Source organism: Mesorhizobium sp. M0052, from assembly GCF_040323255.1.
In the GTDB taxonomy this organism is placed as follows: domain Bacteria; phylum Pseudomonadota; class Alphaproteobacteria; order Rhizobiales; family Rhizobiaceae; genus Mesorhizobium.
The window spans coordinates 437,052-463,512 of sequence record NZ_JAMYUS010000001.1 but is presented as its reverse complement, the minus strand read 5'-3'; the positions used below and the strand labels follow the sequence as shown (position 1 = coordinate 463,512).

At 64.3% G+C, this 26,461-nt stretch carries 25 protein-coding genes and 1 pseudogene; 8 read left to right on the top strand and 18 right to left on the bottom strand.

The features are described from left to right. Positions 1–245: 245 nt before the first annotated feature. Positions 246–866, top strand: a complete 621-nt coding sequence (locus NKJ77_RS02275; protein WP_031195548.1) for a hypothetical protein — start codon at positions 246–248, stop codon at positions 864–866. A gap of 47 nt (positions 867–913) precedes the next feature. On the opposite strand, the gene NKJ77_RS02270 is transcribed toward NKJ77_RS02275, so the two are convergent. The 3 genes from NKJ77_RS02270 to NKJ77_RS02260 all read right to left on the bottom strand — a co-directional run bounded on the left by NKJ77_RS02270 (position 914) and on the right by NKJ77_RS02260 (position 4,242). Further along, entirely contained in the window at positions 914–2,062 is a 1,149-nt protein-coding gene (locus NKJ77_RS02270; RefSeq protein ID WP_352534130.1) for an extracellular catalytic domain type 1 short-chain-length polyhydroxyalkanoate depolymerase, read from the bottom strand. Between the two features lie 209 nt (positions 2,063–2,271). After that, complete coding sequence (locus tag NKJ77_RS02265) at positions 2,272–3,258, bottom strand: aldo/keto reductase (protein WP_023831725.1); 987 nt, start codon at positions 3,256–3,258, stop codon at positions 2,272–2,274. A gap of 243 nt (positions 3,259–3,501) precedes the next feature. Further along, positions 3,502–4,242: a FadR/GntR family transcriptional regulator gene (locus tag NKJ77_RS02260; RefSeq protein ID WP_023831724.1), complete on the bottom strand. Its 741-nt coding sequence runs from the start codon at positions 4,240–4,242 to the stop codon at positions 3,502–3,504. Between the two features lie 104 nt (positions 4,243–4,346). Between NKJ77_RS02260 and NKJ77_RS02255 the strand changes: the two genes are divergently transcribed. Then, the gene (locus tag NKJ77_RS02255; protein WP_352534127.1) at positions 4,347–5,252 is read left to right on the top strand and encodes an NAD(P)-dependent oxidoreductase; all 906 of its coding nucleotides are present in this window, start codon (positions 4,347–4,349) and stop codon (positions 5,250–5,252) included. Between the two features lie 59 nt (positions 5,253–5,311). Here NKJ77_RS02255 and NKJ77_RS02250 read toward each other — a convergent pair whose 3' ends face one another. Then, a complete protein-coding gene (locus NKJ77_RS02250) occupies positions 5,312–5,914 on the bottom strand; it encodes a hypothetical protein (RefSeq protein ID WP_023691893.1) in 603 nt (200 codons plus the stop codon). Between the two features lie 52 nt (positions 5,915–5,966). Between NKJ77_RS02250 and NKJ77_RS02245 the strand changes: the two genes are divergently transcribed. The 3 genes and pseudogenes from NKJ77_RS02245 (at position 5,967) to NKJ77_RS02235 (ending at position 8,343) form a co-directional block, all read left to right on the top strand. Next, positions 5,967–6,632: a hypothetical protein gene (locus NKJ77_RS02245; protein ID WP_155927100.1), complete on the top strand. Its 666-nt coding sequence runs from the start codon at positions 5,967–5,969 to the stop codon at positions 6,630–6,632. 11 nt (positions 6,633–6,643) lie between these two features. Beyond that, positions 6,644–7,189 carry a hypothetical protein gene (locus NKJ77_RS02240; protein ID WP_023728487.1) on the top strand — a complete coding sequence of 182 codons (546 nt, stop codon included), beginning with the start codon at positions 6,644–6,646 and terminating at the stop codon, positions 7,187–7,189. Between the two features lie 270 nt (positions 7,190–7,459). Then, positions 7,460–8,343: pseudogene (locus NKJ77_RS02235) on the top strand (AraC family transcriptional regulator). Positions 8,344–8,666: 323 nt separating this feature from the next. On the opposite strand, the gene NKJ77_RS02230 reads toward NKJ77_RS02235, so the two are convergent. Beyond that, entirely contained in the window at positions 8,667–9,461 is a 795-nt protein-coding gene (locus NKJ77_RS02230) for a FadR/GntR family transcriptional regulator (protein ID WP_023691897.1), read from the bottom strand. Between the two features lie 3 nt (positions 9,462–9,464). Further along, positions 9,465–10,901 (bottom strand): FAD-binding oxidoreductase, encoded by a 1,437-nt coding sequence (locus tag NKJ77_RS02225; RefSeq protein ID WP_352534125.1) that lies wholly within the window; start codon positions 10,899–10,901, stop codon positions 9,465–9,467. A gap of 157 nt (positions 10,902–11,058) precedes the next feature. Between NKJ77_RS02225 and gloA the strand changes: the two genes are divergently transcribed. Then, complete coding sequence (gene gloA, locus NKJ77_RS02220) at positions 11,059–11,469, top strand: lactoylglutathione lyase (RefSeq protein WP_019856614.1); 411 nt, start codon at positions 11,059–11,061, stop codon at positions 11,467–11,469. A gap of 74 nt (positions 11,470–11,543) precedes the next feature. Here the strand turns inward: gloA and NKJ77_RS02215 are convergent, their stop codons facing one another. The 4 genes from NKJ77_RS02215 to NKJ77_RS02200 all read right to left on the bottom strand — a co-directional run bounded on the left by NKJ77_RS02215 (position 11,544) and on the right by NKJ77_RS02200 (position 16,238). Beyond that, on the bottom strand, positions 11,544–12,512 hold the full coding sequence (locus NKJ77_RS02215; protein WP_023700940.1) for an ABC transporter permease: 969 nt from the start codon (positions 12,510–12,512) through the stop codon (positions 11,544–11,546). A 4-nt stretch (positions 12,513–12,516) separates the two neighbouring features. Further along, positions 12,517–14,019 carry a sugar ABC transporter ATP-binding protein gene (locus NKJ77_RS02210; RefSeq protein ID WP_023671076.1) on the bottom strand — a complete coding sequence of 501 codons (1,503 nt, stop codon included), beginning with the start codon at positions 14,017–14,019 and terminating at the stop codon, positions 12,517–12,519. Positions 14,020–14,024: 5 nt separating this feature from the next. Then, entirely contained in the window at positions 14,025–15,065 is a 1,041-nt protein-coding gene (locus tag NKJ77_RS02205; RefSeq protein WP_352534123.1) for an ABC transporter permease, read from the bottom strand. Between the two features lie 102 nt (positions 15,066–15,167). Beyond that, entirely contained in the window at positions 15,168–16,238 is a 1,071-nt protein-coding gene (locus NKJ77_RS02200) for a sugar ABC transporter substrate-binding protein (RefSeq protein WP_023671074.1), read from the bottom strand. Positions 16,239–16,539: 301 nt separating this feature from the next. Between NKJ77_RS02200 and NKJ77_RS02195 the strand changes: the two genes are divergently transcribed. Then, positions 16,540–18,135 (top strand): GMC family oxidoreductase, encoded by a 1,596-nt coding sequence (locus NKJ77_RS02195; protein WP_352534120.1) that lies wholly within the window; start codon positions 16,540–16,542, stop codon positions 18,133–18,135. A gap of 287 nt (positions 18,136–18,422) precedes the next feature. Here the strand turns inward: NKJ77_RS02195 and NKJ77_RS02190 are convergent, their stop codons facing one another. Beyond that, positions 18,423–18,734, bottom strand: coding sequence for an endonuclease/exonuclease/phosphatase family protein (locus tag NKJ77_RS02190; RefSeq protein WP_352534118.1), 312 nt, complete (start codon positions 18,732–18,734; stop codon positions 18,423–18,425). A gap of 269 nt (positions 18,735–19,003) precedes the next feature. Between NKJ77_RS02190 and rsgA the strand changes: the two genes are divergently transcribed. Beyond that, positions 19,004–20,017: a ribosome small subunit-dependent GTPase A gene (gene rsgA, locus NKJ77_RS02185; protein ID WP_352534116.1), complete on the top strand. Its 1,014-nt coding sequence runs from the start codon at positions 19,004–19,006 to the stop codon at positions 20,015–20,017. Positions 20,018–20,077: 60 nt separating this feature from the next. Here the strand turns inward: rsgA and NKJ77_RS02180 are convergent, their stop codons facing one another. From NKJ77_RS02180 to NKJ77_RS02150, 7 genes are read right to left on the bottom strand one after another with little or no spacing between them, the layout of a single operon-like run. Then, complete coding sequence (locus tag NKJ77_RS02180) at positions 20,078–20,869, bottom strand: sugar isomerase domain-containing protein (protein WP_352534114.1); 792 nt, start codon at positions 20,867–20,869, stop codon at positions 20,078–20,080. 37 nt (positions 20,870–20,906) lie between these two features. After that, positions 20,907–21,677 carry a GntR family transcriptional regulator gene (locus NKJ77_RS02175; protein ID WP_023683130.1) on the bottom strand — a complete coding sequence of 257 codons (771 nt, stop codon included), beginning with the start codon at positions 21,675–21,677 and terminating at the stop codon, positions 20,907–20,909. After that, the gene (locus tag NKJ77_RS02170; protein WP_352534112.1) at positions 21,674–22,549 is read right to left on the bottom strand and encodes an ROK family protein; all 876 of its coding nucleotides are present in this window, start codon (positions 22,547–22,549) and stop codon (positions 21,674–21,676) included. The genes NKJ77_RS02175 and NKJ77_RS02170 overlap by 4 nt, the downstream gene beginning before the upstream one ends. Beyond that, positions 22,546–23,286: a PIG-L deacetylase family protein gene (locus NKJ77_RS02165; protein WP_352534110.1), complete on the bottom strand. Its 741-nt coding sequence runs from the start codon at positions 23,284–23,286 to the stop codon at positions 22,546–22,548. Before NKJ77_RS02165 ends, NKJ77_RS02170 begins: the two co-directional genes overlap by 4 nt. Next, complete coding sequence (locus tag NKJ77_RS02160) at positions 23,283–24,140, bottom strand: carbohydrate ABC transporter permease (RefSeq protein WP_023698619.1); 858 nt, start codon at positions 24,138–24,140, stop codon at positions 23,283–23,285. The genes NKJ77_RS02165 and NKJ77_RS02160 overlap by 4 nt, the downstream gene beginning before the upstream one ends. Further along, on the bottom strand, positions 24,137–25,069 hold the full coding sequence (locus NKJ77_RS02155) for a carbohydrate ABC transporter permease (RefSeq protein ID WP_031196540.1): 933 nt from the start codon (positions 25,067–25,069) through the stop codon (positions 24,137–24,139). The genes NKJ77_RS02160 and NKJ77_RS02155 overlap by 4 nt, the downstream gene beginning before the upstream one ends. 48 nt (positions 25,070–25,117) lie before the next feature. Next, a complete protein-coding gene (locus tag NKJ77_RS02150) occupies positions 25,118–26,392 on the bottom strand; it encodes an extracellular solute-binding protein (RefSeq protein ID WP_023700928.1) in 1,275 nt (424 codons plus the stop codon). Positions 26,393–26,461: the final 69 nt, after the last annotated feature.

Below are 26,461 nucleotides of genomic sequence, written 5' to 3'. Positions count from 1 at the left end.
CCCCCCCCCAACCCCCAACCCCCCGCCCCCCCCCAAAACCCCCCCAACCCCCCCCCCATTTTCACCCCCCCCCCCCCCCCCCCCCGGGGGGGGGGGCCAAGGGTGCTGTCGGCGCGCTGCGAGCGACATTCAATTTCGGCCATAAGGGGCGGGTCTATTCGGACCTGCCCCTTTTCGCTGTTGCCTTGGCTTGACCGGCTCTTGCCGTGTTAGCATCGAACCAACGGAACCAGCCCCAGGAAAGCATGAGCCCGTCCCCGCAACTGATTGCCGAATGGCCGTTGTCGCCGTCAGCGACACTCGGGTCCGCCGTGCGCTCCAAGGGGATCGAACGTGAAGTCAGAGCCCGCCTGCCATGGGCAGTCAGGAAGCACGTCAAGGCCGAGACGGGGCGCATCGCATTGCGAATGTCGAGATCCGAAGCGGAAGCGTTCAAGGCCGCCTCTGCCAGTATCTCCAAAACACTGGAGGGAGTGGAGGCGCTGCCTGTGCTTCCGCGCGAGGTCGAGGATATCCTTACGATCTCTTCGCGCGAGCGCCACAAATGGCTCAAGGACGGTCGGCTGCAAAGCACCGGCACACGCACCGTCAAGATGCGTGGGCGATCAAAGTCTGTCACCTTCCACGTTTTCGACCCGCGCCACATCGAAGACGTCCTGGACCGCGATCTGGCAACCGTGTGGAGAGAGCAGGATGTCCAGGAGGTCGCCGAGAACAGGCGGCGCGGCGCGGGCAAGGCCGCGCTGACGCGCGCGGGAAAGGGCACCGGGCAGGCTCGCACTGCGAGGAACGCCCGGGACACGGATGGCCCGCCGCCCGGACTGAAGGGCTGGGATGCGTTCGAGGACGAAGGCCTGCTGCGATAATGATGCTGGCGCTTGCCCTTGTCCTTTGTGCGGGGCGAGCCTCAGCCTCAGCGCATCAATCCCGCTGCCCGCAGCGCGTCCTCGATGACCTTGGTAATCCCGCCCGCCGGACCGCTTGGCGGATTGACAGGCTCCGGGGGCGGATCGACACGGACGGCTCGCGGTTTTTCCTTTGGCGAGAAAGGCTGCAATGCAGTGCCTGAAGCGGCCTTGGCTTTCGCCGTGCGTTGTACCTCTGGCTTCGTCAACCCCCAGAAACGGGCGATGTGGCGCGTCGAGGAAATCCCGACATCCAGCATGAACGGCCCTGCTTTGCCGAGAGCATTGTCGCCGCTCGCCTGCAATGGCGTGCCATGGCCCATGCCGGCAATGCTGTATGTCTCGACCACGTCGCGGCCTTTGCCATCGGACCAGACTTTTCGGCTCTGACCGTCGACCTTTTCCGTGCGTGTCGGCGCTTGAGCGAGGCCGTGCACGCCCTGCCATTGCGCCAGCACCGCGTCGGCATTGGAAGGCACCACGGTCGTATCGGCCGAGCCCTGCCAGACCGAAATCCTCGGCCACGGCCCCTTGTGCGGCGAAGCCTCCCGCAACAGACGCTGCAGGTCGCTTCTGGACGGGCCGCCATGGCCACGCATGCGGTCGAAGGCTTCGGGGATGGTCGAGGCGCTGCCATAGGCAAGCCCGGCAATGATCGCGCCGCCGGCAAACACGTCCGGGTAGGTCGCCAGCATCACCGCCGCCATGGCGCCGCCGGCGGAAAGACCGGTGACGAAGATCCGCTTGCGGTCGAGACCGTGGGTGACCACCGCCGCCTCGATCATCTGGCGGATGGACAGCGCCTCGCCGCTGTCGCGGCTTATATCGCCCGGCACGAACCAGTTGAAGCAAAGATTGGCGTTGTTGGCGCGCTGCTGCTCGGGGAAAAGCACGGCAAAACCCTGCTCGTCGGCGAGTTCGGTCCAGCCGGAACCATGGTCGCAGCCGGCGGCAGTCTGGGTACAGCCATGCAGCACCACGACCAGCGCCGCCTGCTTCGGCAGGTTTTCAGGAAGATAAAGCCGCGCACGCAAGGCGCCCGGATTGGACCCGAACCCTGTCATCTCGGACAGGTGATCTTCCTTGCTCAGCCCTGCACCGGCTGGCCGGCCGCGCATCGCGCTCAGCCGGGCGATGGTATCGGATATGTCTCGCAAATCGGTATCCTTGCGCGCCGGAATGGGCAGACTCGTGCACACAACGCACACGCAGGAATATCGTTGCTGCACTGCACAATAACAAGCGGCGCGGCCGATTAAATGACCCGGTGGATCATGGGATCCGCTGCACGGCTTGTGACGGACCAGCGCAATTTGGCCCGGCTGACCTCTTGTCAGTTAGCCGGTCGAGGCCGGCAGGCGCTGGCTCACCAGCGCTGATGCACGTAGGGCTTGATGTTCTCGTCGTAAACCGCCTTCACCTTGGCCATCAACTCGGAGGACAACGGCGCAAGCTCCGCCGCTTCCGCATTGGAAACCGCCTGCGCCGGATTGCGGGCGCCGGGGATGACGACCGTCACCGCGTCGAACATCAGGATCCAGCGCAGCGCGAATTTCGCCATGGTGGTGTCGCCTGACACCAGCGGCCGCACCTTCTCGACCGCCGCCAGCCCGACGTCATAGGGCACGCCCGAAAATGTCTCGCCGACATCGAAGGCTTCGCCATTCCTGTTGAACAGGCGATGGTCGGTGGTCTCGAACTTGGTGTCCGTCCTGAACTTGCCGGACAACAGGCCGCTGGCCAGCGGCACGCGGGCGATGACGGCGACATCGTTCTTTTTCGCCTCAGCGAAGAACAGCTCGGCCGGGCGCTGGCGAAAGGCGTTGAAGATGATCTGCACGCTGACGACGCCGGGATATTGCATCGCCTTCAGCGCCTCTTCGACACGCTCGACGCTGACGCCGTAATTGCGGATCTTGCCCTGCTCGGTGAGCTTGTCGAGACGCTCGAACACCTCCGGATGATAGTAGAGATCGGTCGGCGGGCAATGCAGCTGCACCAGGTCGAGCGTGTCGGTCTCGAGGTATTTCAGGCTGCGGTCGATCCAGCCGGTGAGGTTCTCGACGCTGTAGCCCTCGACCGTCTGCTTCGGCAGCCGCCGTCCGGCCTTGGTGGCGATGAACGGGCGCGCGCCACCGCGTTCCTTCATCACCCGTGCGATCAGCTTTTCCGAACGGCCGTCGCCATAGACGTCGGCGGTGTCGAGGAAGCTGACGCCGGCATCGAGCGCGGCATGCAGGGCGGCGACCGCATCGTCGTCATTGACCTCGCCCCAGGCGGCGCCGATCGCCCAGGCGCCGAAGCCGATCTCGCTGACTGATCTGCCGGTACGACCAAATTTCCGTGACTGCATCTCGCTGTTCCTGACTGCGGCTTCGTCGGCAATGCCGGCTGCACGATTCCGTTTTTTCGGGGAGCCTCATACCGCATGGCAACGCGATTGACATCCCTCTTCCTGGGATTTACCAGATTACAGGGTTGTATGACAACGGGGTAAGACTGCAACAGTGGGAGCCGGGAGGAACATGTCGCTGATGCGCCAACTTTATCTCGGCGGGGTCGCCGGATGAGCAGTCCGTCAACCGTGGTTGGCTCCCTAATCGAGAACAGCCTTGTCGCGCAGATCCTCGAAGCGGGCATAGCTTTTGGTCAGATGGCTGCGCATGGCGCGGCGCGCGGCGTTGACGTCCCTGGCTTCGATGGCCCCGAGAATGGCGCGGTGCTCGCGCTGCATGCGGTCGAGATATTTTTCCCGCTCGGCCTCCGTCATCCGGTCGAGCCGCGTCCAATGGCGCGGGACCATGGCGCTGCCGAACGTGTCGAACAGCCGGGTGAAATTCGGGTTCTGCGTCGCGGCGAGAATGGCGCGGTGGAAGCCAAAATCCTCTTCCGAGCCGGAGCCGCCGGCACGCACCGCCGCCTCCAGCGCGTCGAGCCGCGCGCTCATCTGTTGAAGCGCCGCCTCGCTGCGCCGCTCAGCGGCAAGGCCGGTCGCTTCGACCTCGATGCCCATGCGCAGTTCGAGCACGCGCAGCACCTCGTCGATCGATTCGAGATCGTCGGGCAGCACGGAAAACGTCTTCGGCGGCGGATCCTTGGCGACGAAGGCGCCGAGCCCCTGGCGCGTGGTAATCAGCCCGCGCGCGCGCAGTGCCGCCAGCGCCTCGCGCACCACGGTGCGGCTGACACCGGTGGCAGCGACAATCTCCTGCTCGGTCGGCAGCCGCTGGCCCGGCGCAAGGTCACCGGATTCGATCTGCGCAATCAGCGTGTTGACCAGACCCGTCCGCAGGTTGGGCGCCTGCGGTATGGCATCGAAAGTCATGGGCTCCGCCATCGGCGCGACTCCGGTTCGATTCTTGTTCGAAGGATTGCATCGACAGGTGTTCGCCGCAAGGTGACGAAAGGTGAGCCCGCCGACGCGGGTCCAAGGAGGATTGCATGAAAGAACGCATCGGCTTCATCGGCCTGGGCAGCATGGGCGCCGGCATGGCCGACAATCTGCTGCGCAAAGGCTGGCCGCTGACGGTGCATGTCCACCGCAGCCGCACCGCCGCAGACCGGCTGATCGCGGCCGGCGCCACCGAAGCGGCAAGCCCGCGTGCGCTTGCCGCCGCCTGCGACATCGTCATCCTGTGCGTCACCGGCACGCGCGAGGTCGAAGCGCTGGTCAAGGGACCGGACGGGCTGGCAGCGGCCGCGACGCCTCTGCTCATCATCGACTGCTCGACCTCCAACCCGTCATCGACGACAGCGCTTGCCACCGATCTCGCCCAGCAAGGCATAACGCTGATCGACGCGCCGCTGGCGCGCACGCCCAAGGAAGCCACTGAAGGCAAGCTCGACGTCATGGTCGGCGGTCCGGCGGAAGTCGTTGCCCGCGCCCGGCCGGTGCTCGAAGCCTTTGCCGCCCGTGTCGTCCACACCGGCCCGACCGGCAGCGGCCACACCATGAAGCTGCTCAACAATTTCGTCTCGATGGGCTATTCCGCGATCTATTCCGAAGCGCTGACGCTGGGCGCCAAGGGCGGCCTGACGCCGCAGGTCTTCAACAGCGTCATCTCCGGCAGCCGCATGGATTGCGGCTTCTACCAGGCCTTCTTCGACTTCGTCCTCAACCGCAACGAAAACGCCCAGCGCTTCGCCATCGCCAACGCGCTGAAAGACATGACCTACCTCGCGTCGTTCGCCCAGGCCGCAGGTGTGGCCAACCCGATCGGCGCTGCCGTGCGGAATGGGTTTGCCACGGCGGTTGCCACCGGCCACGGCGAGAAGTTCGTGCCGGCATTGTCGGATATTGTCGCGGGGTTGAATGGGGTGTCGCTGGTGGAGACGGCGGGGGAGTGATGGGACTGGAGCGATAGGGCAGCGCGATCATATATTTGAGCGCCATGGGTGCCAGAGGATTATCGAACTGAACCCCGCGATTTGGCGATCTGGGTGTACTCGGTGATGGCAAAGTGCGCGCCTAGCTGAGCGAGTTCCATCGACGGAAACTCCCAATCGAATTGACGCTCACCATCCAACCAATCGAGATATTGGACGATTGACCCAGCGTAGCGCTCTAGTGCCCGCACGGCGCGCGTGAATGTATAAATCTCTTCAGAGCTCACCTCGGTATGGGTGCCGATATGCACGTCGAGTTTGTGTGGGCTCTTTCGGTAGCGCGTCACGTATGATTGGCGAATGTACGATGTTACCCCACTAGTGATTGGGTCGTGGATAAATCGGTTGCGGGCTGCTCGAATTTCACCATCGATCAAGTCAACCAGGATAGGGATATGGTCGCTGTGGCGCTCCCAGCGGTTAGCGACCGCATGTCCCTTGCAGACCTGCAAAGCACCGCGAAGGTCGAGCTCGTTTCGGATAAGTTCATAGGCCGTGTATTCGATATCCCGCATGGTGTAAAAGAGGACCATGAAGCACCCTTCCTCAAGATGTGCCCATGCAATGCACATGTCGCCAAGAGCGTGCTTAATTCTGTCAATCTCAAATTCGTCGTAGGCCATTCTAGAACCTAGTGAAAAACGGATATATGCAGCTAAAGACACGCTGAAGCGAATGCTCAAAACGCCGCAGCTGCATGGCTACAGTAGAGACACAAAGACGAATCCGCAGGCCTGGGCAAGTCCAGAAAGCGCAGATAGCAATCAATCCATAGTTATGTCATTATCCGTGCTCACTTCATCGAATTTGGGGAACCCGATGTTGCGGGCAGCACTGATTTTTCTTGCAACAACATCGGCCGCGCTTCCAGCATTTGCTGGCGATGTACAGAAGTGGATTGAGATGCCTCCCGATCAGAGTGGGATAGCAGTCTATGTCCAAAATCCGTCCAAAGAACTGTCCATTTCCGCCACCGATGCGAAGGGCAATTCTCTCGACAATTTTGAATGGAACCTGCCCGGTTTTCCCCTCGTAAGGCAATACCGCGTGCCGCCTGGGGAATATCAAGTGATGCTTGATGGGCAGCCAGGTGCATTGATCGCCAATGCCAAGGCCGGACAGATTTCATACATCGAGGTGTCACAAAATGACGCTTCTGATTTTCGCGCCGTTCTAAAATCTGACAATTTCGACGCGTATAAGTCTGGCTTCGTTGATGCGCTTGGAGCGATAACTGAAAAACTTGGATACGAGAGTATCAAACCTCTCATATTTGCTCCGGTCGGGAATAAGATCTATATTAGGATGGCGGGGCCGGGAGTTAAACCGCCCCCAAACTGATGGCAAATGCGATGCGCGAACCGTCTAAAATCAATTTTGATGCGCTCAGAAACGCGATCTACCACACCGCGCGGCGCAACTACTACGACCTGCTCAACCGGCTCATGAGCTTGATAATTGTCGCAGCGGGCGCAGCGGCCGTAGCCGATTTTGAGAAGACCTTCGCTCCCCCGGCGGTTCTGGCTTTTGTGGCAACCATGGCGGGACTATTGCAGTTGGTGTTCGACTTTGGAGGTAAGGCGCGCACACATGAATTTTTGCAACGCCGTTTCTACGAACTAACGGCGGAAATCGCTGAGGCCGACAAGCCTAGCCCCTCAACGGTCAGAGATTGGGAGGCGACCCTTAAACGCCTCTACGCAGAGGAGCCGCCTCCGATGCGCGCAATGGACGCCATAGCCTACAATGCTGCTGCCGAAAGCCTAGGCAGCGACAAGTCAAAGCGCATTTACTTGACTTGGTGGCAGATTATTAATCGCTACTGGTGGGCATTCAACGGCGCGGAGTTTCCCTTCGTTTCTGACGTAAAAGCAAAAGACGCGTCGCCTTCTGCTTAGCTTCACCAATCCGACGGGTACGGCAGGTCATTCACACTGCCGCCAGCGACCTTAGCCCTGCGATGATCACTCTCGATGTCGTGTTGGAACAGTCCGCCGACCGGACAGACTGAGCCACTGCCTATCTTGCGACCTGCCCGCAGCCATCCGCAGTCGTTAATGCGCGCCGGAGATGCGGCACGCGTCCATCCGTGTCAAACCGCAAGATCGGTCGAGCGCGACATATCCGGGAGCGCCTATCTGGTGTCGCCACGCAGGACGAGACGTTTGATGACGCCACTTGAAAACTACCATGCCCGGATGCAGCGGGTGCTGGACCACATCGACCAGCATCTGGACGGCGATCTGGGCCTGGAAGCGTTGAGCGGCGTCGCGGCGTTCTCGAAATACCATTTCCACCGGCAGTTCACGTCAACCTTCGGCTTGTCCGTGCATCGCTATGTCCAGCTCGCCCGCCTGAAGCGCGCTTCGTACCGGCTTGCCGAGAGCGACGCCCAAAGCGTCACCGAGATAGCGATGGATGCCGGTTACGACGCGCCGGATGCCTTCGCCCGCGCCTTCAGGCAACGGTTCGGACAATCGCCTTCGTCGTTCCGGAACTCTCCCGACTGGGGGTCGTGGCTCATGGCCTTCGGGCCGCTCGAAAAAGCAAGGACCACGCTCATGCAGATAATCTTCGAACCCGCCGACGTGATGATCCGCGATGTGCCGCCGACGCCGGTGGCGATCATGGAGCATCGCGGCGACCGGGCGACGCTCCAGGACACCATCCAGCGCTTCATCGCCTGGCGCAAGGCGGCCGGCCTCTCGCCCGAGACAAGCCCGACCTTCAACATCTTCCGTTCCGAAAGGGAGCCGGCGAACCCGGCCGATTACAGCATGGATATTGTGCCGGAACCGACCTGCCGGTAGAAGGCGGGCCGATCGAGGCCGCGCAGATGAAGGCCGGCGTGATCCCCGGCGGACGCTGCGCGGTGCTGCGCTACCCCGGCAACACCAACAATCTTGAGCCGGCAGCACTTTACCTCTATCGCGAATGGCTTCCGGCCAGCGGCGAGGAGGCGCGCGACTTTCCGGTGTATTGCCAGCGACACTTTTCGTCGAACGGACCGGTGCGCGAAGTGGTGCTTGAGCTGTTTCTGCCGTTGAAATAGCGCGGTGGGGTGGCGGCCTATCTCCGGCCCTGAGCTGGTTGAGCCGACGACCGTGTGAAATCTGATATGGCGCTCCCCACTCCGTCTCGGCTTCGCCGAGCCACCTCTACCCCCACATTCGTGGGGGAGAGGAAACCCAAGCTTTTTGAAGGGCTGCGATCTCGGAGATTGGCATTTCCTCATCCCCCATGAAATGGGGGGTCCGAAGGACGGGCGAGACCCGTGGCTCGCCCCGGCAAGGTGGCTCGGCGAAGCCGAGACGGAGTGGGGGTCAGCGCCGCCATAGGCGATTGGCCCAGCGCGCGGATAAGGCAAGGCTATCCCTAAGCCTGCCCGCGCACAGCCTTCCGCAACCGCGAATGCCGTACCGGAGACGCTGCCTCGGGCCCCGGCGCTATCTCCGCAGCTTCCCCCTCATGCAACCCCACCCGCAGCGCCGCGCCCGCCAGATGGTCGCGCATCGCGGCTTGCGCCCCTTCGGCGTCGCCGGCACGGATCGCTCTCAGGATGCGCTCATGTTCGCCGAGCGTGATGCGGGCCATGTCGTCCGACTTTTGCTGGTTGCCGGCGGCGAGAATGCTTTCGCGGACGCGCTCGGAAACGAAGACCAGGAACTGGCCCATGTAGGAATTGCGCGTCGCCTCGGCGACGGTCCGGTGGAATTCGAGGTCGCTGCGCAGCCAGGCGACGCTGCCATAGGGTGCGGCGCGCATGCCGGATAGCGCATCGCCCATGGCTTTGAGATCGGCGTCGCTGCGCCGTTTTGCGGCAAGGGCCGCCGCCTGCACTTCGAGGATGCCACGCAGTTCGAACAGATTGCGAAACGAGTCGGCGCGCTGCAGCGTCTCATGGTCGATGGTCAGCACCGTCGGGTTGGTGGTTTCGACGACGAAGGCGCCGCGCCCCTGCTGCGACCAGATTCGGCCTTCCGAGCGCAGCCGCGCGATCGCCTCGCGCACCACGTTGCGGCTGACCCCGAAAGTGGTTGCCAGCGCCGCCTCGGTCGGCAGCTGGTCACCCGGCTTCAGCCGGCCTTGCGCGATCTCGCGCGAGATGGAACTGGCCACCAGAGTGGAGAGGTGTGGGCCGCGATTGACCTTGTCGAGTTTCAGCGTCATCGCTCACCTATAGTCGACGGCGGGTGCGGACGCCAGAATGCGGCCGTTGCTGAGAATGTGGCGCGGGTCGAATGCGTCCTTGATGCCGGCGGCGAGGTCGAGCGTCACCGGATCGATGCGTTCGAGGAACGCCTTCTGCTTGACCCGGCCGATGCCGTGCTCGGCGCTGATCGAGCCGCCATAGCGATCGACGACGGTGAAGATCTCGGCTTCCGCCTGCTCGAACAGATGTTCCATCGCCTCGGTGCCCATGCCTTCCGGCGGCACGACGTTGAGGTGGATGTTGCCGTCGCCGACATGGCCGTAGGTGACGGCCAGCGCGTCGGGCCGGGCTTTCTCCAAGGCGGCCAGCGCATCGGTGACGAAATCGGCAAGCCTGGAGATCGGCACCGACACATCGGTGCGCAGGTAGCGCCCGCCCCTGCCCTGCCGCTCGACCATGATCTCGCGGTAGAGCCACAACCGCTCACCTTGAGCCCTGGTCGAAGCGATGACGCCGTCCTCGACGATGTCCTCGACGCTGCCGAGAAACCCCAGCAGCATATTGGAGAGGTCGATCAGCCCTCCCGACGACACCTCGATCAGCACATAGACGGGATAGGGCTGGCTGAGCGGATCGGGAAAATCCTGGCCGCCGCGCATGGTGATCTCGATGCCGCCGCGCAGGATCAGTTCGAAGGCGGTGAGCAAATCGCTGCAATCGCGCCGCGCCCTTGCATAGAGTGCCATCGCGTCCTCGACGGAGCGCAGGCCAACCAGCGCGGTTTCGATCTGCGTCGGCTTGGGGAATAGTTTCAGCGCCGCCGCGGTGACGATGCCGAGCGTGCCCTCCGAGCCGATGAAGATCTGCTTCAGATCATAGCCGCGATTGTCCTTGCGCAGCACTTTCAGCCCGTTCCAGACGCGGCCGTCGGCCAGCACCACTTCGAGGCCAAGCACCAGGTCGCGCGTCATGCCGTAGCGCAGCACGTTGAAGCCGCCGGCATTGGTGGCGACATTGCCGCCGATACGGCAGCTGCCCTGCGCGCCGAACGTGATCGGCAGCAGGCAGTCGCTCGCTTCGGCGGCGCGCTTGGCGTCCTCGAGGATGCAGCCGGCCTCGACCACCATGGCAAAGTCGATCGGGCTGATCGAGCGAATCCTGGTCATCCGCTCCAGCGAGATGACGACCTCGCCGCCATCCGCCGCCACCGCAGCACCCACAAGGCCGGTCAACCCGCCTTGCGGCACCACCGGGATGCGCTCGGCATGGCAGAACCGCATCAGCGCCGACATTTCATCCACCGAGGAGGGCCGCGCCACCGCCAGCGGCCGGCCGAAATGGTCGCCCGACCAATCGCGGCTGAAGCGCGCCAGATCCGCTTCATCGGTCAGCAGCCCGCCATTCGGCAGCACGCCGGCCAGGGCTGCGATCTGCGATGCGGAGGGCGCGGCATTCATGGATTGGCTCTGGGCCCCTAGGCAAAACGGCTGGACAAATACCGGTGTTGTCGTGTTATCATACAACCCTGATTGAGAACATCAAGCAAGGCTTGCCGCCAAGCGCTCGATGTGGATGGTCAGACCCGCAAATCACAGAATTCGGAGGACTCCCCCAATGAGCGACGCCCCGGGCTTTCGCTATATGCACACCATGATCAGGGTGCTCGACCTCGACAAGTCGATCGCCTTTTACACCGAGGTGCTCGGCATGACCCTGCTGCGCCGCGACGACTACCCCGGCGGCAAGTTCACCAACGCCTTTGTCGGCTATGGCCCCGAGGACAAGGAAGCCGTCGTCGAGCTGACGCTGAACTGGGGCCGCGAGGAGCCCTACGAGATCGGCACCGGCTTCGGCCATCTGGCGCTCGGCGTCAACGACATCTACGCCGTCTGCGCCGAACTGGAAAAGCGCGGCGCCAAAATCCCGCGCAAGCCCGGCCCGATGCAGCACGGCACCACCCACATCGCTTTCGTCGAAGACCCCGACGGCTACAAGATCGAGCTGATCGGCCTCGACACGATGTGATCCGATCGGGCCGGACCGCATCGGCCTCGCGCCGATGCGGTCCCGTCCTGTCCGCGCTTGCCTGGGAGGCGGGATCACTTGATGACCGCGATCTTGCTGCGGTCGATGGTGATGGCGACGGCAGCGATCAGCACCGCGCCGAACACCATGTTTTCCAGGAAAATGTTGACGCCGACAAAGGTCATGCCGATGCGCACGATCGAGATGATCAGCGCGCCGACCGCCGTGCGCGCAACGCCGCCGAGCCCGCCGGTGATCGCCGTGCCGCCGACGATTACGGCGGCGATGGCCGGCAGCAGCAGCTGGTTGGCCAGCACTGGCGAACCGCTCGACAGCCTGGCTGCCAGCACGACGCCGGCGATGGCCGCGAGCATACCCGACGCGGCAAAGGCGATGATCTTGGTGCGGTCGACATTGATGCCGGCCGCCCACGCCGCCGGTTCGCCGGCGCCGACCGCGATCGCTTGCCGGCCGAAGCGCGTGTAGCGCAGCGCCAGAAAGGCGGCGATGCCGATGACCGCCGAAATCAGCACCACCACGGGAATGCCGGCGACAGTGGCGTTGATCCAGGCGGTGTTTTCACGACCAGCCTCCTCGATGGTGATGGCGCGGCCATTGGAGACCCAGAGCGCCAGGCCGGTGACCACGCCGCCTGTGGCGAGTGTCGCGACGAAGGACGGCACGCGCAGCTTGACGTGGACGACACCGCTCAACACGCCGAAGGCGAGCCCCGACAGGATCGCCACCGGAAAGGCGGCGAGGCCGAGCGACGGCAGCAATTGCGCCAGGATGACGCTGGCTAGTGACGCCACCGCCTGGATCGACAAATCGATGCCGCCGAGCAGAATGGCGAAGGTGACGCCGGTCGCCAGGATGAACAGCACGGCGGTGTTGGCAAACAAAAGCGCCACGGTTTCGCCGGTGAGGAAGCCGGGCGCGGCGATCTCGATGATCAGCAGCAGGCCGACCAGCAGGATCAGCGGAATGGCGCCTTGCGTCCACTTGCCCTCGAAAACCTGCCTGATGGAGAACGCCTCATTCATCGGTTCACACCATTGCCCTGAGAAGATCGACCTGGTTCGGCTTGTTGCCCGGACTGGCATCGAAGCGCGCGGTGATTGCACCGTCGCGCATCACCAGCACCTGGTGCGACAGACCGATCGTTTCCTCCAGCGTGTCGGAAATCAAAAGGATCGCCACGCCTTGCGCCGAGAGATCGCGCACCAATTCGTAGACCTCCTCCTTGGCGCCGACATCGAGGCCGCGTGTGGGATGGTCGAGCACCAGGATGCGCGAGCCCGCCGTCATCCAGCGCGCCAGCACCACCTTCTGCTGGTTGCCGCCGCTGAGCTTGCGGCAGGCGGCATCGGGACCGGGCGCCTTGATGCGCAGCCGCTTGATCCAGTCGGCGGCAAGCCGGCGCTCCTTGCCATAGTCGATGGCGCCATGGCGCATGACGCTGGAGAGATCGGCCAGCGAAATGTTCTCCGCGATCGACAGGAACATCACCAGCCCTTCGAGCCGGCGCTCGCGCGGGACATAGCCGATGCCCTTGCGCACAGCCGGCTCCGGCGAGGAGAAGCGCACGGCATCGCCGGCGATTTTCATCTCGCCGGCATCATGCTGGACGAAGCCGCCAACGGTGCGCGTCACCTCCTCGCGGCCGGAGCCGACGACGCCGGCAATGCCGACAATCTCGCCGGCCCGGATCGAGAGATCGACGCCGTGATAGTAACCGTTGGCGCCAAGCCCCTTGGCCTCGACCATCACGATATCGCGCGGCGCGAGCTGGCGGGCCTCGCGGTAATATTCGGCCTGCAGGCCACGCCCGACCATGATCTCGTGCAGCTCCGGCGCGGTGACTTCAGCTGCGCGGTGCTCGGCGACGACCGCGCCGTCCTTCATCGTGTAGACACGGTCGGAGATGTTGAGCACCTCGTCGAGGCGGTGCGAGACGAACACAAAACTGGCGCGGGATTTAAGCGAGCGCACCCGCGCGAACAGCACCTCGATGTCAGCGGCGTTGAGCACCGAGGTCGGCTCGTCGAGCAGGATGAGCAACTGCCGCTCGACCACTTCCTCCAAGGTCAGCGCCTTGGCGAGCTCGACCATCTGGCGTGCGGCGAAGGTGAGTTCGGAGGTGCGCGCGGTGACGTCGATGTCGATGCCGATCTTGGCCAGTTGCCGCCGCGCCGCCGCGTTCATGGCGCGCCAATTGACGAGGCCGAAGCGGGTGAAGCGGTCCTCTTCGCCGAGATAGATGTTTTCGGCAACCGTCAGGTTCAGCACCAGCGACTGCTCCTGGAACACCATGCCGATGCCATGCCTGGCCGCATCACGGGCGTTGCGCATGCGCAGCTGTTCGCCATCCAGCGTGAGCGAGCCGCCATCCGGCCGGTAGCCGCCGGCCAGCACCCGCATCAGCGTCGACTTGCCGGCGCCGTTCTCGCCGATCAGCCCGACAACTTCATTGGGCCGCACCTCGATGGAGACGTCGCGCAGCGCCTGGACGCCGGGGAAATTCTTGATGATGTTGGACGCCTGCAGCATGGCGTTCACTTGACGATTTTCAGGCGGACACGGTCGAGCGACAGCGCCACCGCGGCGATGATCATCAGACCCTGCACCGTCTGCTGGATGTAGGGCGAGATGCCGAGCAGGATCATGCCATTGGCAAGCACGGTGACGATCAGCACACCGATCAGCGTGTTGACGACGCCGCCCTCGCCGCCGGTCAAAGCGGTGCCGCCGACGACCACTGCGGTGACCGCTGCAAACAGCCTGCCGTCGCCGATGACGGCGTGCGACTGGCCGAGCTGTGCCGCGGCCAGCACGCCGGCAATGCCGAAGAAGAACCCTGCCAGCGCAAAAGCGGTGATGCGCACGCGCACGACATTGACGCCGGAGAGCTTGGCGACATCCTCATCACCGCCGATCGCCAATATGTGGCGGCCGAGCTTGGTGTGATACTGGATGACAGTGGCGAGCAGGAAGGCGCCGAACGCGACCCAGACCGCCACCGGCAGGCCGAGGAAACGGTGCAAGGCCAGGTCGCGGATCGAGGCGTCGTTCAGCTTGATGGCCGTGCCGCCCAGCATATAGACCGACAGGCCGAGGCCGATGAACCACATGCCGAGCGTGCCCATGAAGGACGGGATGCGCAGCATGGTCTGGACGAGACCGCTGACGAAGCCCATGGCGGTGCCGGCGGCGATGGCAGCGAGCACCGCCCACCACCCATAGTCGTTGCCGTTGCCGTCATTGGCGGCGAGCAGCACAAGCACCATTGCCGCCACCGAAAGCGTGCCTTCGACTGCAAGGTCGATGCTGCCCATCAGGATGATGAAGGTCAGCCCCATCGCCAGCGTCAGCGGCACGGCGGCGGAATTCGCAAGCCGCACCAGATTGCGCAGCTCGATGAAATTGGGGTTGGCAATGGCGATGAGTACGCAGAGTACAATCAGCACCGCCAGCGGCGCCAGGCTGCGCCAGCGCCTGCCGCCCAGGAATGTCGCGATACGGCCGGGGAACGATGTCATAGGCGTCGTCCGCTCGATGTCCGAAACGGACTTCAGGGGTTCTGTATGGATTGTCAAGAAACCGCTTCCCGTCTGCTGGTGACAGCCGTCGCGACAAGGGGATCGCGACGGCTGCGGGAGGAAGCGGGCCGCCAGGGAGTTGCAGCCCACTCCGATGGATCAGGTGCGGATTGCTCCGGTGACCCGGCCCCACAGATCGTTCCAGTCGATCTCGGGCTTCGCATCGACATTGGTCTTGTAATATTCCTCGACATTGTCGTGCGAGATCAGCACCGCCTTGCCGTAGAACTCACGGTGCTCCGCGGGCTCCTTGGTCGGGTCGAACTTGCCGATCTTGGCGTTGTAGCCGATGGCCAGACCCATGCCGCCCTGCCAGAACGGATCCGAAGTGACGGTGCAGGCGAACTCGCCGGTGCGCACCGCATCGACCGCCGTCTTGATGCCGTCGACGCCGACGATCGGCACCTTGCCGGCGAGATTTTCGGCACGCAGCGCTTCCAGTGCGCCGGAGCCCATATCGTCATTGGCCGCCCAGATGCCCTTGATGTCGTCGCCGAAGCGGGTGAGCAGATTGCCCATCAGGTCGAAGGCTTCGGTCGACTTCCAGTTAGCGACCTGGAAATCGAGCAGCTTGATGTCTGGGTTGGCGGCAAGCGCCGCATCGAGGCCCTTCTTGCGTTCGATCGCCGCCGTGGTCGAGATCAGGCCGCCGAGTGCGACGATGCCGCCCTTGCCGCCTATGGTCTTGAACAGGATCTCGGCGATGGTCTTGCCGCTGTCGATGCCGTCGAACTCGATATGCGAGACATAGTTCGGGTTGAAATCCTTCGGGTGCAGATCCCCAGGCTTGTTCCACTGCGTCACCACATAGGCGCCGGCCTTGGCGCAGGCCTCGACGATCGGGCGCGCATCGGGCGTGTCGTTGGGATCGGAATTCAGCACCATGTTGCCGCCGGTCTTGGCCAGCATCGCCTTGATGTCGGCAATGCCCTTCTCGCTGTTGCCTTCCGAAACCAGCGTGACGTGTTCCAGCCCGGCCCATTTGGCATACGCTTCGGCGCCGGTCTTCCACACCGCGTGATAGGGGTTGGATAGCGAGCGGATCGACGTCACCAGAGTCGGCTTGTCCTGCGCGCGCAGCACGCTCGGCATGGCGAGTGCCGCCACGCCGGCGGTGGCGCCCATCATCAGCGTGCGCCGGTTGACCGCAAAATTCTTCGTGTCGTTCATACCTCGAAACCTCCCGATTGAATTCTGTTCCGCCCGGCATCTTGCGCAGGGAGCGCGGCCGGGACCTCCTGGTGAGGATCGTCAAGCTCCTCCACTTGTACGACAACCCTTCAACACGATAACCATACCCTTTCTCTTGACGTGGCACAAGCGACTTGAGATCGTCGCGCGCAAGAGGAAGGGGCGGTGATTTCACCGCTGGCAGGAGCTTGATCCCGAAAAGTGGGAACCGGTTTTCTCGGACAAACGGGAAACCGTTTTGTCCGGAGATCTTGCTCCCAAAAGAGAGCCTGGAGTGGAAATGACGGATTACATCATTGTCGGCGGCGGTTCGGCTGGCTGCATTCTGGCCGCCCGGCTGAGCGAGGACCCGGACGTGTCCGTCGTGCTGCTCGAGGCCGGTCCGCCCGACACCGATCGCTACATCCATCTGCCGGTCGGCTTCTTCAAGATGACGTCGGGGCCGCTGATCTGGGGCTATGACACCGCGCCCGGCAAGGAAATCGACGGCCGCACCATGGTCTATCCGCAGGCCCGCGTGCTCGGCGGGGGCTCCTCGATCAACGCCCAGGTGTTCACCCGCGGTTGCCCGCAGGATTATGACGGCTGGGCGGCTGACGCCGGCTGTGCCGGCTGGAGCTATGCCGACGTGCTGCCCTACTTCGTCCGCTCCGAGGGCAACGACACTTTTGCCGATGCGCAGCACGGCACTGACGGCCCGCTCGGCGTCTCCAGCGGCGCGCCGCATCCGCTGACCCGCATCTTCGTCAAGGCGGCGCAGCAGGCGGGCCTTCCTTTCCGGGCCGACTTCAACGCCGGTGAGCAGGCGGGCGCCGGCTTCTACCAGACGACGACGCGTCGGGGGAAACGCTCGAGCACGGCGGTCGCCTATCTGAAGCCGGCGCTCGGCCGCAAGAATCTGACGCTACGCACCGACGCCTCGGTCAGCCGCATCGTGGTCGAGAACGGCCGCGCCATCGGTGTAGAGATCATCGTCAATGGCCGCACCGAACTGCTCCGCGCCGAGCGCGAAGTCATCGTCGCCGCCGGCGCCATCGGCTCGCCGAAATTGCTGATGCTGTCCGGCATCGGCCCGGCCGTGCATCTCGGCCAGCACGGCATCAAGGTGGTCCACGATTCCAAAAACGTCGGCCAGAATCTGCACGATCACATGGACGTCGATGTCGTCGCCGAGCTCAACGGACCGCACGGCATCGACCGTTACAAGAAGAAGCGCTGGCAAGCGGTCGCCGGTCTTGAATATGCGCTGTTCGGCAAGGGGCCGGTGGCCTCCAACATTGTAGAGTCCGGCGGCTTCTGGTGGGGCGACCGCGCGGAGAAGACGCCGGACATCCAGTTCCATTTCCTGCCCGGCGCCGGCGTTGAGGAAGGCATCGGCTCGGTTCCCGGCGGCAATGGCTGCACGCTGAACTCCTACCATGTGCGCCCGCGTTCGCGCGGCAGCGTCACGCTCAAGTCCGCGGACCTGCGCGATGCGCCCATCATCGACCCCAACCCGTTCGCCGAGCGCTATGATCTCGAACGCGCCATCGACGGCATCGAGATCAGCCGCGAAATCCTGTCGCAGCCAGCCTTCGCCAGATACATCAGCCGCGAGTATCTGCCCGGCAAGGCGATGCAGGGGCGCTCAGCACTCGAAGCCTTCGCCCGAGAACATGGCCGCAGCGCCTATCACCCAGTCGGCACCTGCCGGATGGGCGGCGATGCCGACAGCGTCGTCGATCCCGAGTTGCGCGTGCGCGGTCTGCAAGGCCTGCGTGTCTGCGACAGCTCGGTCATGCCAAGCATCGTGTCCTCCAACACCAACGCGGCCGTGGTCATGATTGCGGAGAAGGCTGCGGATCTGATTGCGGGGCGAACGCTGCCGGTGGCGTAAGCAGGACAATCGCATGTGGTGGCGCCACGCGATTGCCCTGCCTTGAGCACCTGTCGCTGAGCGCATAGCACTCGAACCGCACTAAAAACGACAGCCTCCCGCAGCGCCTTCAACCGACGCTTGCGCAACCCACCAACCGACCGGAAACCCCCGGTTGCGGGCTCGTTGCCGACGCCTGCGCGGGGATGTGAAAGCGCTTTTGCGCCAGTTCCGCGATCACACCATATGAACCGATCCAAGCTCTGCTAGCTTGTGGGCGTGGGACTTGTCCCGCTTTGGCCGGTGCTTCAGGCAACCCCATCCCAACCCCCCGCCCCCTGCGGTACCGGCCATCCCCCTCCCCCTTTTGGCAGGCTTCTCGACCTGCCATCCTCAGCCGTCCCTGCCAACTTCGAGGTCGACGAAGAGGCTTGATGCGTTGCATGCAAATCCAAACCATCGGGCAGCGTATCGAGGAATTTCACATCGGCTGTCTGGACGACCTCCTGAAAGGCGACCAGATCCGGGTCGAGCCGCCTCAGCTCCCGGTTGATGGCGGTCAGACGTTCCGGCTCCCCTTCCGTGTTCCAGACATTGATAGTGACGACGCGCACGCGCATGAGATTTTTCCTCGATGATTGAATGACCTCAACGCGCGTGATGCGGATAGGTGCCACGATAGGGTTCCGTGTCTGGTGACGTTCAGCGACCCGCCGCCTCGATGCGTTCCAACGTGGTGCGCGAAACGGCTCGGCCATCGGCGCGGTTCGGCTTGCCAAATTCCGCCATGCCGCCCATACACGGCTTGAACAACCGCCCCGAGGGTCCGCGCCCATTTTGCCAAAGGATACTCTCCGATGTCTGTGACGCCGTCCCCCTGGTCAAAGCCGTGACGGCCTCCCTCGCAAGCCTGGGCTGGACGGATTTCTTCGGCGACCAGCTTGAAGCCGATGAGGCAGACCTCGTGCCGACGCGCATCGCCTCGGTGCACCGCGACCGCCTGGCCGGCCTGTCCCGGGCAGGGCCAGTGGATCTGACGCCGCCGGCCAATACCAACACCGGCGACTATGCCGTCGGCGACTGGGTGCTGGTCGAGCCGCATACGCATCTGCTGCGCCGCCGCCTGACCCGCAAGACGGTGCTGGAGCGCCGCACACAGGGAGGCAGGATCCCGCAGCTGGCCGCGGCCAATGTCGACACGCTGTTCATCGTGACGTCCTGCAATGCCGATTTCAACATCGCCCGGCTCGAGCGCTATCTGGCGCTGGCCAACCAGGCCGGAACGACGCCGGTGATCCTGCTGACCAAGGCCGACACCGCTGACGATGTCGAGAGATACCAAAGCCAGGCTGCCGCCCTTCAGCGTGGTTTGCCAGTAGTGACGCTGAACCCGCGCGTCGCCGATGCCGCAGCGGCGCTTGCTCCCTGGTGTGGCGCAGGGCAGACAGTGGCGCTGGTCGGCTCCTCCGGCGTCGGCAAATCGACGCTGGTCAACACGCTGGCCGGAGCGGCGCAGCAATCGCCGCAACAGACTGCGGGCATTCGCGAGCACGATGCCAAGGGTCGCCACACCACCACGGCGCGGTCGCTGCACCCCATCGCCGGTGGCGGCTGGGTAATCGACACGCCGGGCATGCGCACGCTGCATGTCAGCGACGTCGCATCCGGCATCGACACGCTGTTTGCCGAAATCACCGAGCTCGCACCGCTGTGCAAGTTCCGCGACTGCACCCATGTCCACGAACCGGGCTGCGCGGTGCAGGCTGCGTTGAAGGCGGGTACGCTCGACCCTGAGCGCCTTGCCCGCTGGCGCAAGCTGTCGGAGGAAAACCAGGGCAACACGCCGGTTCAGAGCGGCCCGCGCGGCAACAAATCGCCAGCCGGGCGCCCGAAGCGGCGTTGAGAGGATAGGAATTGCGGAACGAGACGTCGGAGGCCCGGCATGTGCCGGGCCTCCCTTTTTTCACTCTCCGCGCATCGTTGCCTGGAAGGTCGGCAGGTGCTTCTGCTGCGCCTCCAGCATGCGCTCGCGGTAGACGCCGTAGATGACGTCGGTGTCGTGCAGCGTCACGCCGGCAATGGTCGGCGAGGCGAAGACCGGCAGTTCGATGCCGCGCTTGGCGAGCTGCTCGGCCGTGCGCGCGATCAGCTCATGCGCCAGGATCATGGCAAGCACCGTCGATGAGCCCGACACCGGCCGGCTCCAGCCCTCGACCGGCACGATGGCGTCCTCGATCGGCGAACAGGTGTCGATGACGAGGTCGGCGGCATCCGCCAGCCGCTTGCCGGACGAGTGCGTCGCCGGCTTGTCCAGATTGTTCTTGCTGGTGACCGCGACGACGAAGATGCCGCGCTTCCTGGCGTAGAGCGCGGTGTCGATGCCCGACGAGTTGCGGCCGCTATGGCCGAAGATGATGATGGAATCGCCCTTGTTGAGCGGCTGGTGGTCGAGGAATTTTTCGGCGTATCTTTCCGTACGCTCCAGCCACAAAAGCTCGCGCACGCCGCCGGCGCCGAGCACATTGTGCCACATCACGCGCGGGTCGGTCAGCGGGTTGAAGCCGACATAGCTGCCATAGCGCGGAAACACTTCCTGCACCGGCAGCACCGAATGGCCGGAGCCATAGAGATGCACCAGCCCGCCGCCCTCGAGCGAGTCGGCAAAGTGGCTGGCGGCCTGGCCAAAGGCCTCTTCATTGGCTTTCGCAGCCTGGTCGATGAGGGCGGCGAGACGGTGGATGTAGAGATCGGACACGTGGGTACTCCTGTTTGATGTGTCGGTCTGGAATGGATCAGCTTCTCGGGTTCAGCGGCACGCGTCCGGCGCGCAGCGTCGAGCGGATTTCGTAGCGGTCGCCGCGCATGATCGAGACGGTGAATTCGAACGGGCCGCGCTCGTCGGTGGTGATGCGTTCTACGACGAAGGCCGGGCTGCCGACAGCGAGGTCGAGCAGTTCGGCGTCCGCCGCGCCGACCGCGCCGACCCGGTAGTTCTCCCGCGCGGCCACCGGCACGATGCCGTAATGGCGCTCCAGCGCCTCGTAGAGCGAGCCCTGCAGCAGGCCGGCGTCGAGGAAGCCCGGCACGCGCACGGCCGACAGCTGCGCCGTCTGGATGCCGATCGGCTCGTTGTTGCCGAGCCGCAGCCTGCGAATGCGCACCACCGGATCGCCCTCCTCGATCTCCAGCGCGCCGGCAGCCGCCGCATTGGCGGTGGTCAGGCTGCAGTCGAGCAGGCGCGAGCCCGCGACCACGCCCATATTGCCCATCTCCTGGGTAAAGCTGGTCAGCTCGCGCGTGCCGGCGACCAGCGTGGTCGAGCGCACGAACGTGCCGCGGCCATGTTCGCGCCTGAGCAGCCCGGCCTCCTCGAGATTGCGCAGCGCGTGGCGCAGCGTGATACGGCTGACGCCGAACAGGGCGCACAGCCTGTCCTCCGCCGGGATCTGGTCGCCCGTTGCCCATTCGCCGCTCTTGACGATGGCGCGGATCGCCTCTTCGACCTGATACCAGAGCGGCTCCGGCCGTCTGCGGTCCGGCTGCTGAAAGCTTGCTTCGCTCATCGCACCTGCCTCCACCCTTGCCCAACGGCGCCGGCCAGCGCCGCGCCGACCAGACCGGCGCGGGGACCGAACTTTCCAGCCTTGACGTCGATGCCGCGCAGATGCGGCGGCAGTTGACGTCGCAGCGCCGCAAGCAGCGGCGGCCGGATCACATCCAGCGCCTCCGCCAAACCACCCGAAATCAGCACCGCTTGCGGATCGAGCAGCGCGACAGCGCCTGCAAGCGCGGTGCCGAGCTGTCGCGCCGGCAGTTCAAGCAAGGTGAGTGCAGCCAGCTCGCCGGCCTGGGCAGCGGCGATCAGTTGACGGCCGTCGGCAAGGCCGATCTGGCCGGCAAGGGCATCGAGCGCCCGGCCCGACGCGACGCGCTCCAGCCAGCCGCTGCGCTCCACGCCATGATCTTTGACGTCGGCGCAGGCCCAGCCGAACGAGCAGGCGCCGCCATGCGCGCCGGCAACGATGCGGCCATTGGCCAGCACCGCCGAACCGATGCCGGTGCCGATGGCGAGCAGGATCGCATCTGACATGTTTTTCGCACTGCCTTCGACAGCCTCCGCCAGCAGCGCAATCTGTGCGTCATTGCCGAGCGCTACGCGCAATTTGGGAAACAGCGTCTGGATGTCGACGCCGTCGAGGAACGGCAGGTTGGGGATCCAGCGGCAGATTGAGCCCTCGACCAGACCCGGCACCGCGATGCCAAGCGCTGAGACCGGCCCGGCCTCCACGCACAGCGCGTCGATGCGAGCAATGAAGGCATCAAGGGTTGCCGGCGCCGGCTCGCTGCCCAGCGCCTCCAACGCACCGACATCGCCCGTAGATACGGCGGCGCGCAGATTGGTGCCGCCGAGATCGATGGCGAGTACCCGCCTCATCGACCGGACCCTTTGCCGAAGGGGAGCGAGAACAGGCCGCTGCCGGCATTCCACGAATGCGACGCCGCCGCGAAGGCCTGCGCATGGCGCGTGCCACGCAGGCAGCCGCGCAGCCGGTAGAGCGAACTGTAATAGTCGACATAGGGGAAGCTGCTCAGGCCGCGCGCCAGCTCATACTCCATGACCGCGTCGCGCCAGGCCTCGAACCCGTCGCTGACATCGACGAGATGCTCGGGCCGGAAGCCGTCATCGTCCTCCCAGTTCTCGCCGAACAGCAGCAGTTGCGGCGTGTGCGCCGGATGGTCGCTGGCAACGGTCGGCAGTCCGGCGAAGAAGATACCGGTCTTCGTCAAATGCGCGGCGGCGCGATGGTCCTTGTGCCAGCTGCCATGCCAATGGGTGATGACGATCTCGGGTTTCAGCTCGCGAATGATGTCGCCCACTTCGAGCGCCGTCTGATCGTCTGTGGGCAGGAAGCCGTCGCGCAGGCCAAAGCTACGCATGGCGATGCCGAGCCGCTCCGCCGCGCTGCCCGCTTCCTCTTCCTTCTGCACGCAATAATGCGCGGGAACCAGGTACGGATGGCCCTGCTCACCCATGGTCAGATGCAGGAAGGTCACCGTGGCGCCGCGCTTGACGGCAGCGGCCGCCAGCGGCCCGGCCATCACCTCGGCATCGAAGGCGTGTGCGCCGACCACCAGGATGGATTTCGCCGCATAAATCCTGTCTTCGATCATTTCATGCCCCCTCCGGTGCCGACGCCTTCGCGAATCTGCCGCGCCAGCAGACAATACATGATCAGGATGGGCGCCATGGATATCGCCAGCGAGGCGAACACCAGGCCCCAGTCGGTGCGGAACTGGCCGACGAAGACGCTGATCGCCAGCGGCACCGTCTTGTAGCGGTCGTCGAAGATGAAGATCAGCGGGAAGAAGAAATCGTTCCACACCGCGATCGCGGTGAAGATTGCCACGATCGACACCGCCGGCTTGACCATCGGCAGGATGATCTGGAACAGGATGCGGACCTCGCCGGCGCCGTCCATGCGCGCCGCCTCGTCCAACTCGGAGGGCAAGACGCGCATGAAATTGGCGAAGATGAAGACGGCGAAGGGAATGCGGATCGCCGAATAGACCAGGATCAGCCCGGTCAGCGAATCCAGCAGGCCGAGATTGCGCATCAGCGTGAACAGTTCGACCGAGGCCAACCGGATGGGCAGCATGATGCCGGACAGGAACAGGCCGAGCATGATGGCATTCCAGCCAAGCTTGTAGCGGCTGAGCGGATAGGCGGCCATCGCCGAGACGACGATGGTGAGGATGACGGCGCCGCCCGTGACGATCAGGCTGTTGATGAAATTCTGGCCGAGATCGGCGCGCGTCCAGGCGTTGATGAAATTGTCGAAGGCAAAGCTTTGCGGCAGGCCGAGCCTGTTGTCGTAGATCTCGGCCGTGGTCTTGAAACAGGAGACGATGAGGATGTAGAGCGGCAACAGCACGGCCGCCGTCCAAACGACCAGCACCGTCCAGCCGGGCAGCCGCGCCAGCTGCCGAGAGATGGCCGGTCTTTGTGAAATCGCCAGCGCGCTCATAGCTGCACCGTGCGGCGGTCGAAGAAGCGCAGCATCATGAGCGTGCCGATGCTGAGGATCAAAAACAGCACGGTGCCGAGCGCCAAAGCCAGACCGATATCGGTGATGCCGACAGCACCTTCCGCGCCGAAGGCCAGCCGGTAGAAGTACGTCACCAGCGTGTCGGTCGAATAGCTCGGATTGCCCTGCACGCCCTGCATGACATAGACGAGGTCGAACTGGTTGAAGGTGTTGATGAACGACAAAGTCGTCAGCGTGCCCAGCGCCGGCATCAGCAGCGGCAGCGCGATCGAGAACAGCATGCGCGCATTGCCGGCGCCGTCAAGTTTTGCCGCCTCGAAAATCTGGCCGGAAATCTGCCGCAGACCTGCCGTGTAGATCAGCACCGGCAGGCCCATCCAGTTCCAGGCATCGACGGCGATCAGCATGGCGAGCGCGGTGTGGCTGTTGCCGAGCACAGTCAGGCTGCCCTGGTGCAGGCCGAGCCCGTTCAGCGCCCATTCGACGACGCCACCCGGTGCCAAAAGCAACCGCCACAGCGCGCCAATGATGACCGGGCTCAGCACCGCCGGAAAGAAGAACACCGACTGGAAGAAGGCCGCACCCTTGTCGCGCAGGAATAGCAGCCAGGCGAACAACAGGCCGAGGCCATTTTGGAAGACCATGATGCCGAAGAACCAGGCGGTGTTGTGCCACAGCGCGCCGTAGATCCGCGCGCCGCTGGGGAAAACGAACAGCCTTGAGAAATTCGACAGGCCGGCGAACTCGACCATGCGCAGCCCCTTCCAGACGAAGAAGCTGCCCCAGAGCGACATCCCCAGGGGATAGAGAACGAACAGCGCATAGACCGCCAGCGCCGGCAGGATGAACAGCACGGCCATGCGCTGCTGCGTGCGGCGAAGGCTGCTGGTGCGGCGAAGGGTGCTCATGCGCTTTTCTGGTCCGTGAGAGGCCGGCCGCTTTGCGACCGGCCGCGCCTACTGCTTCGGCTTGAACCAGGTGGCGACTGCGGCCTGCATGTCGGCCGCCAGCTTCTCCGGCGCGATGTTGCCTTCGACCATGTCGATGATCTCCGACTGCAGCACCGAAGACGCCGTCGGCGACTGCCAGCGGAAGCCGACCAGCGTCAGATAGGGCGTCGAATTCTTCGCCATCTCCATCATCGAGGCCAGCACTGGATCCTTCACCGTCACATCCGTGCGGGCCGGCGGCCAGCCGAGCTCGTCGGCGAACATCTGCGCGAACTCTGCCGAAGCCATGAAGCCCAGCACCTTGGTCGCGGCTTCCTTGTTCTGGCTCTCGGAGACCAGGCCATAGGAGCCGTCGGAGAAGGCCGAGGTGTAGAGTTTTGCCCCGGCATCGTCGGCGGGGAACGGGAAGATCGAGAATTTCAGCTTCGGGTTCTGCGCCTTGAAGCTGCCGTTCTCGAACGAACCGCCGAGGAACATCGCCGCCTTGCCGCCGATGAACTGCTGCGTGGCGGTGGTGTAGTCGATGCCGGCGAAGCCGTCGGGGAAATACGGCTTCAGCTCGGCGAAGCGCTTCAGCGCCGCGACATAGCGCGGATCCTCGAAGGTCGCCTTGCCGCTCATCATCTGGTCGTAGAATTCAGGACCATAGACGGTCGGGCCGACGACGCCGACGGCGATCTCCAGTTCCCAGGCCGAGCCGTTGGCGCCGCCGGTGGCGATCGGCGTGATGCCGGCCGCCTTCAGCTTCTCGCAGACAGCGGTGAAATCCTTGTAGGTCTTCGGTATCTCGATGCCCTGGGCGGCGAAGATATCCTGGTTGTAGAAGACGCCCATCATCGGCACCGAATAGGGCACGCCATAGAGCTTGCCGTCGCTGCGGCCGCGCGCGCCGCCAAGCGCCGCGTCCTCCATGTTCTTCAGCTCCGGCACGCTGTCGTCCAGCGCGTCGAGATAGCCGGCCTCGACGAAGGGCTGCAATTCGCCATAGGCCTTGAGCTGGGCGATGTCGGGCCCGCGCCCGCCGCGCAGCGCCGTGCTCAGCCGGTTCTGGTAGTCGGCATCGGGCGTGAACTGGATGGCGACCTTGATGCCGGGGTTCTTCGCCTCGAAGGCATCGAAGATGCGGCGCATCGCTGCCTCGTCCTCGGTGCGCCAGCTCCACAGCGTCACCGTGCTGTCGGCGGCTCGCGCCGGCAATGAGGCGAAGACGCCGGCGCAGGCGGCGGCAAGGCCGCCGATCAGGCCAAGTGCTGCGCGCCGGTCAAGTGAAAGCATGCTCATTGCCAGTCTCCCATTGTTCTCTGTCCTTGGCGTCCCGCGGCATTTCCTGCCGTGAGAGAGCCATTGGCT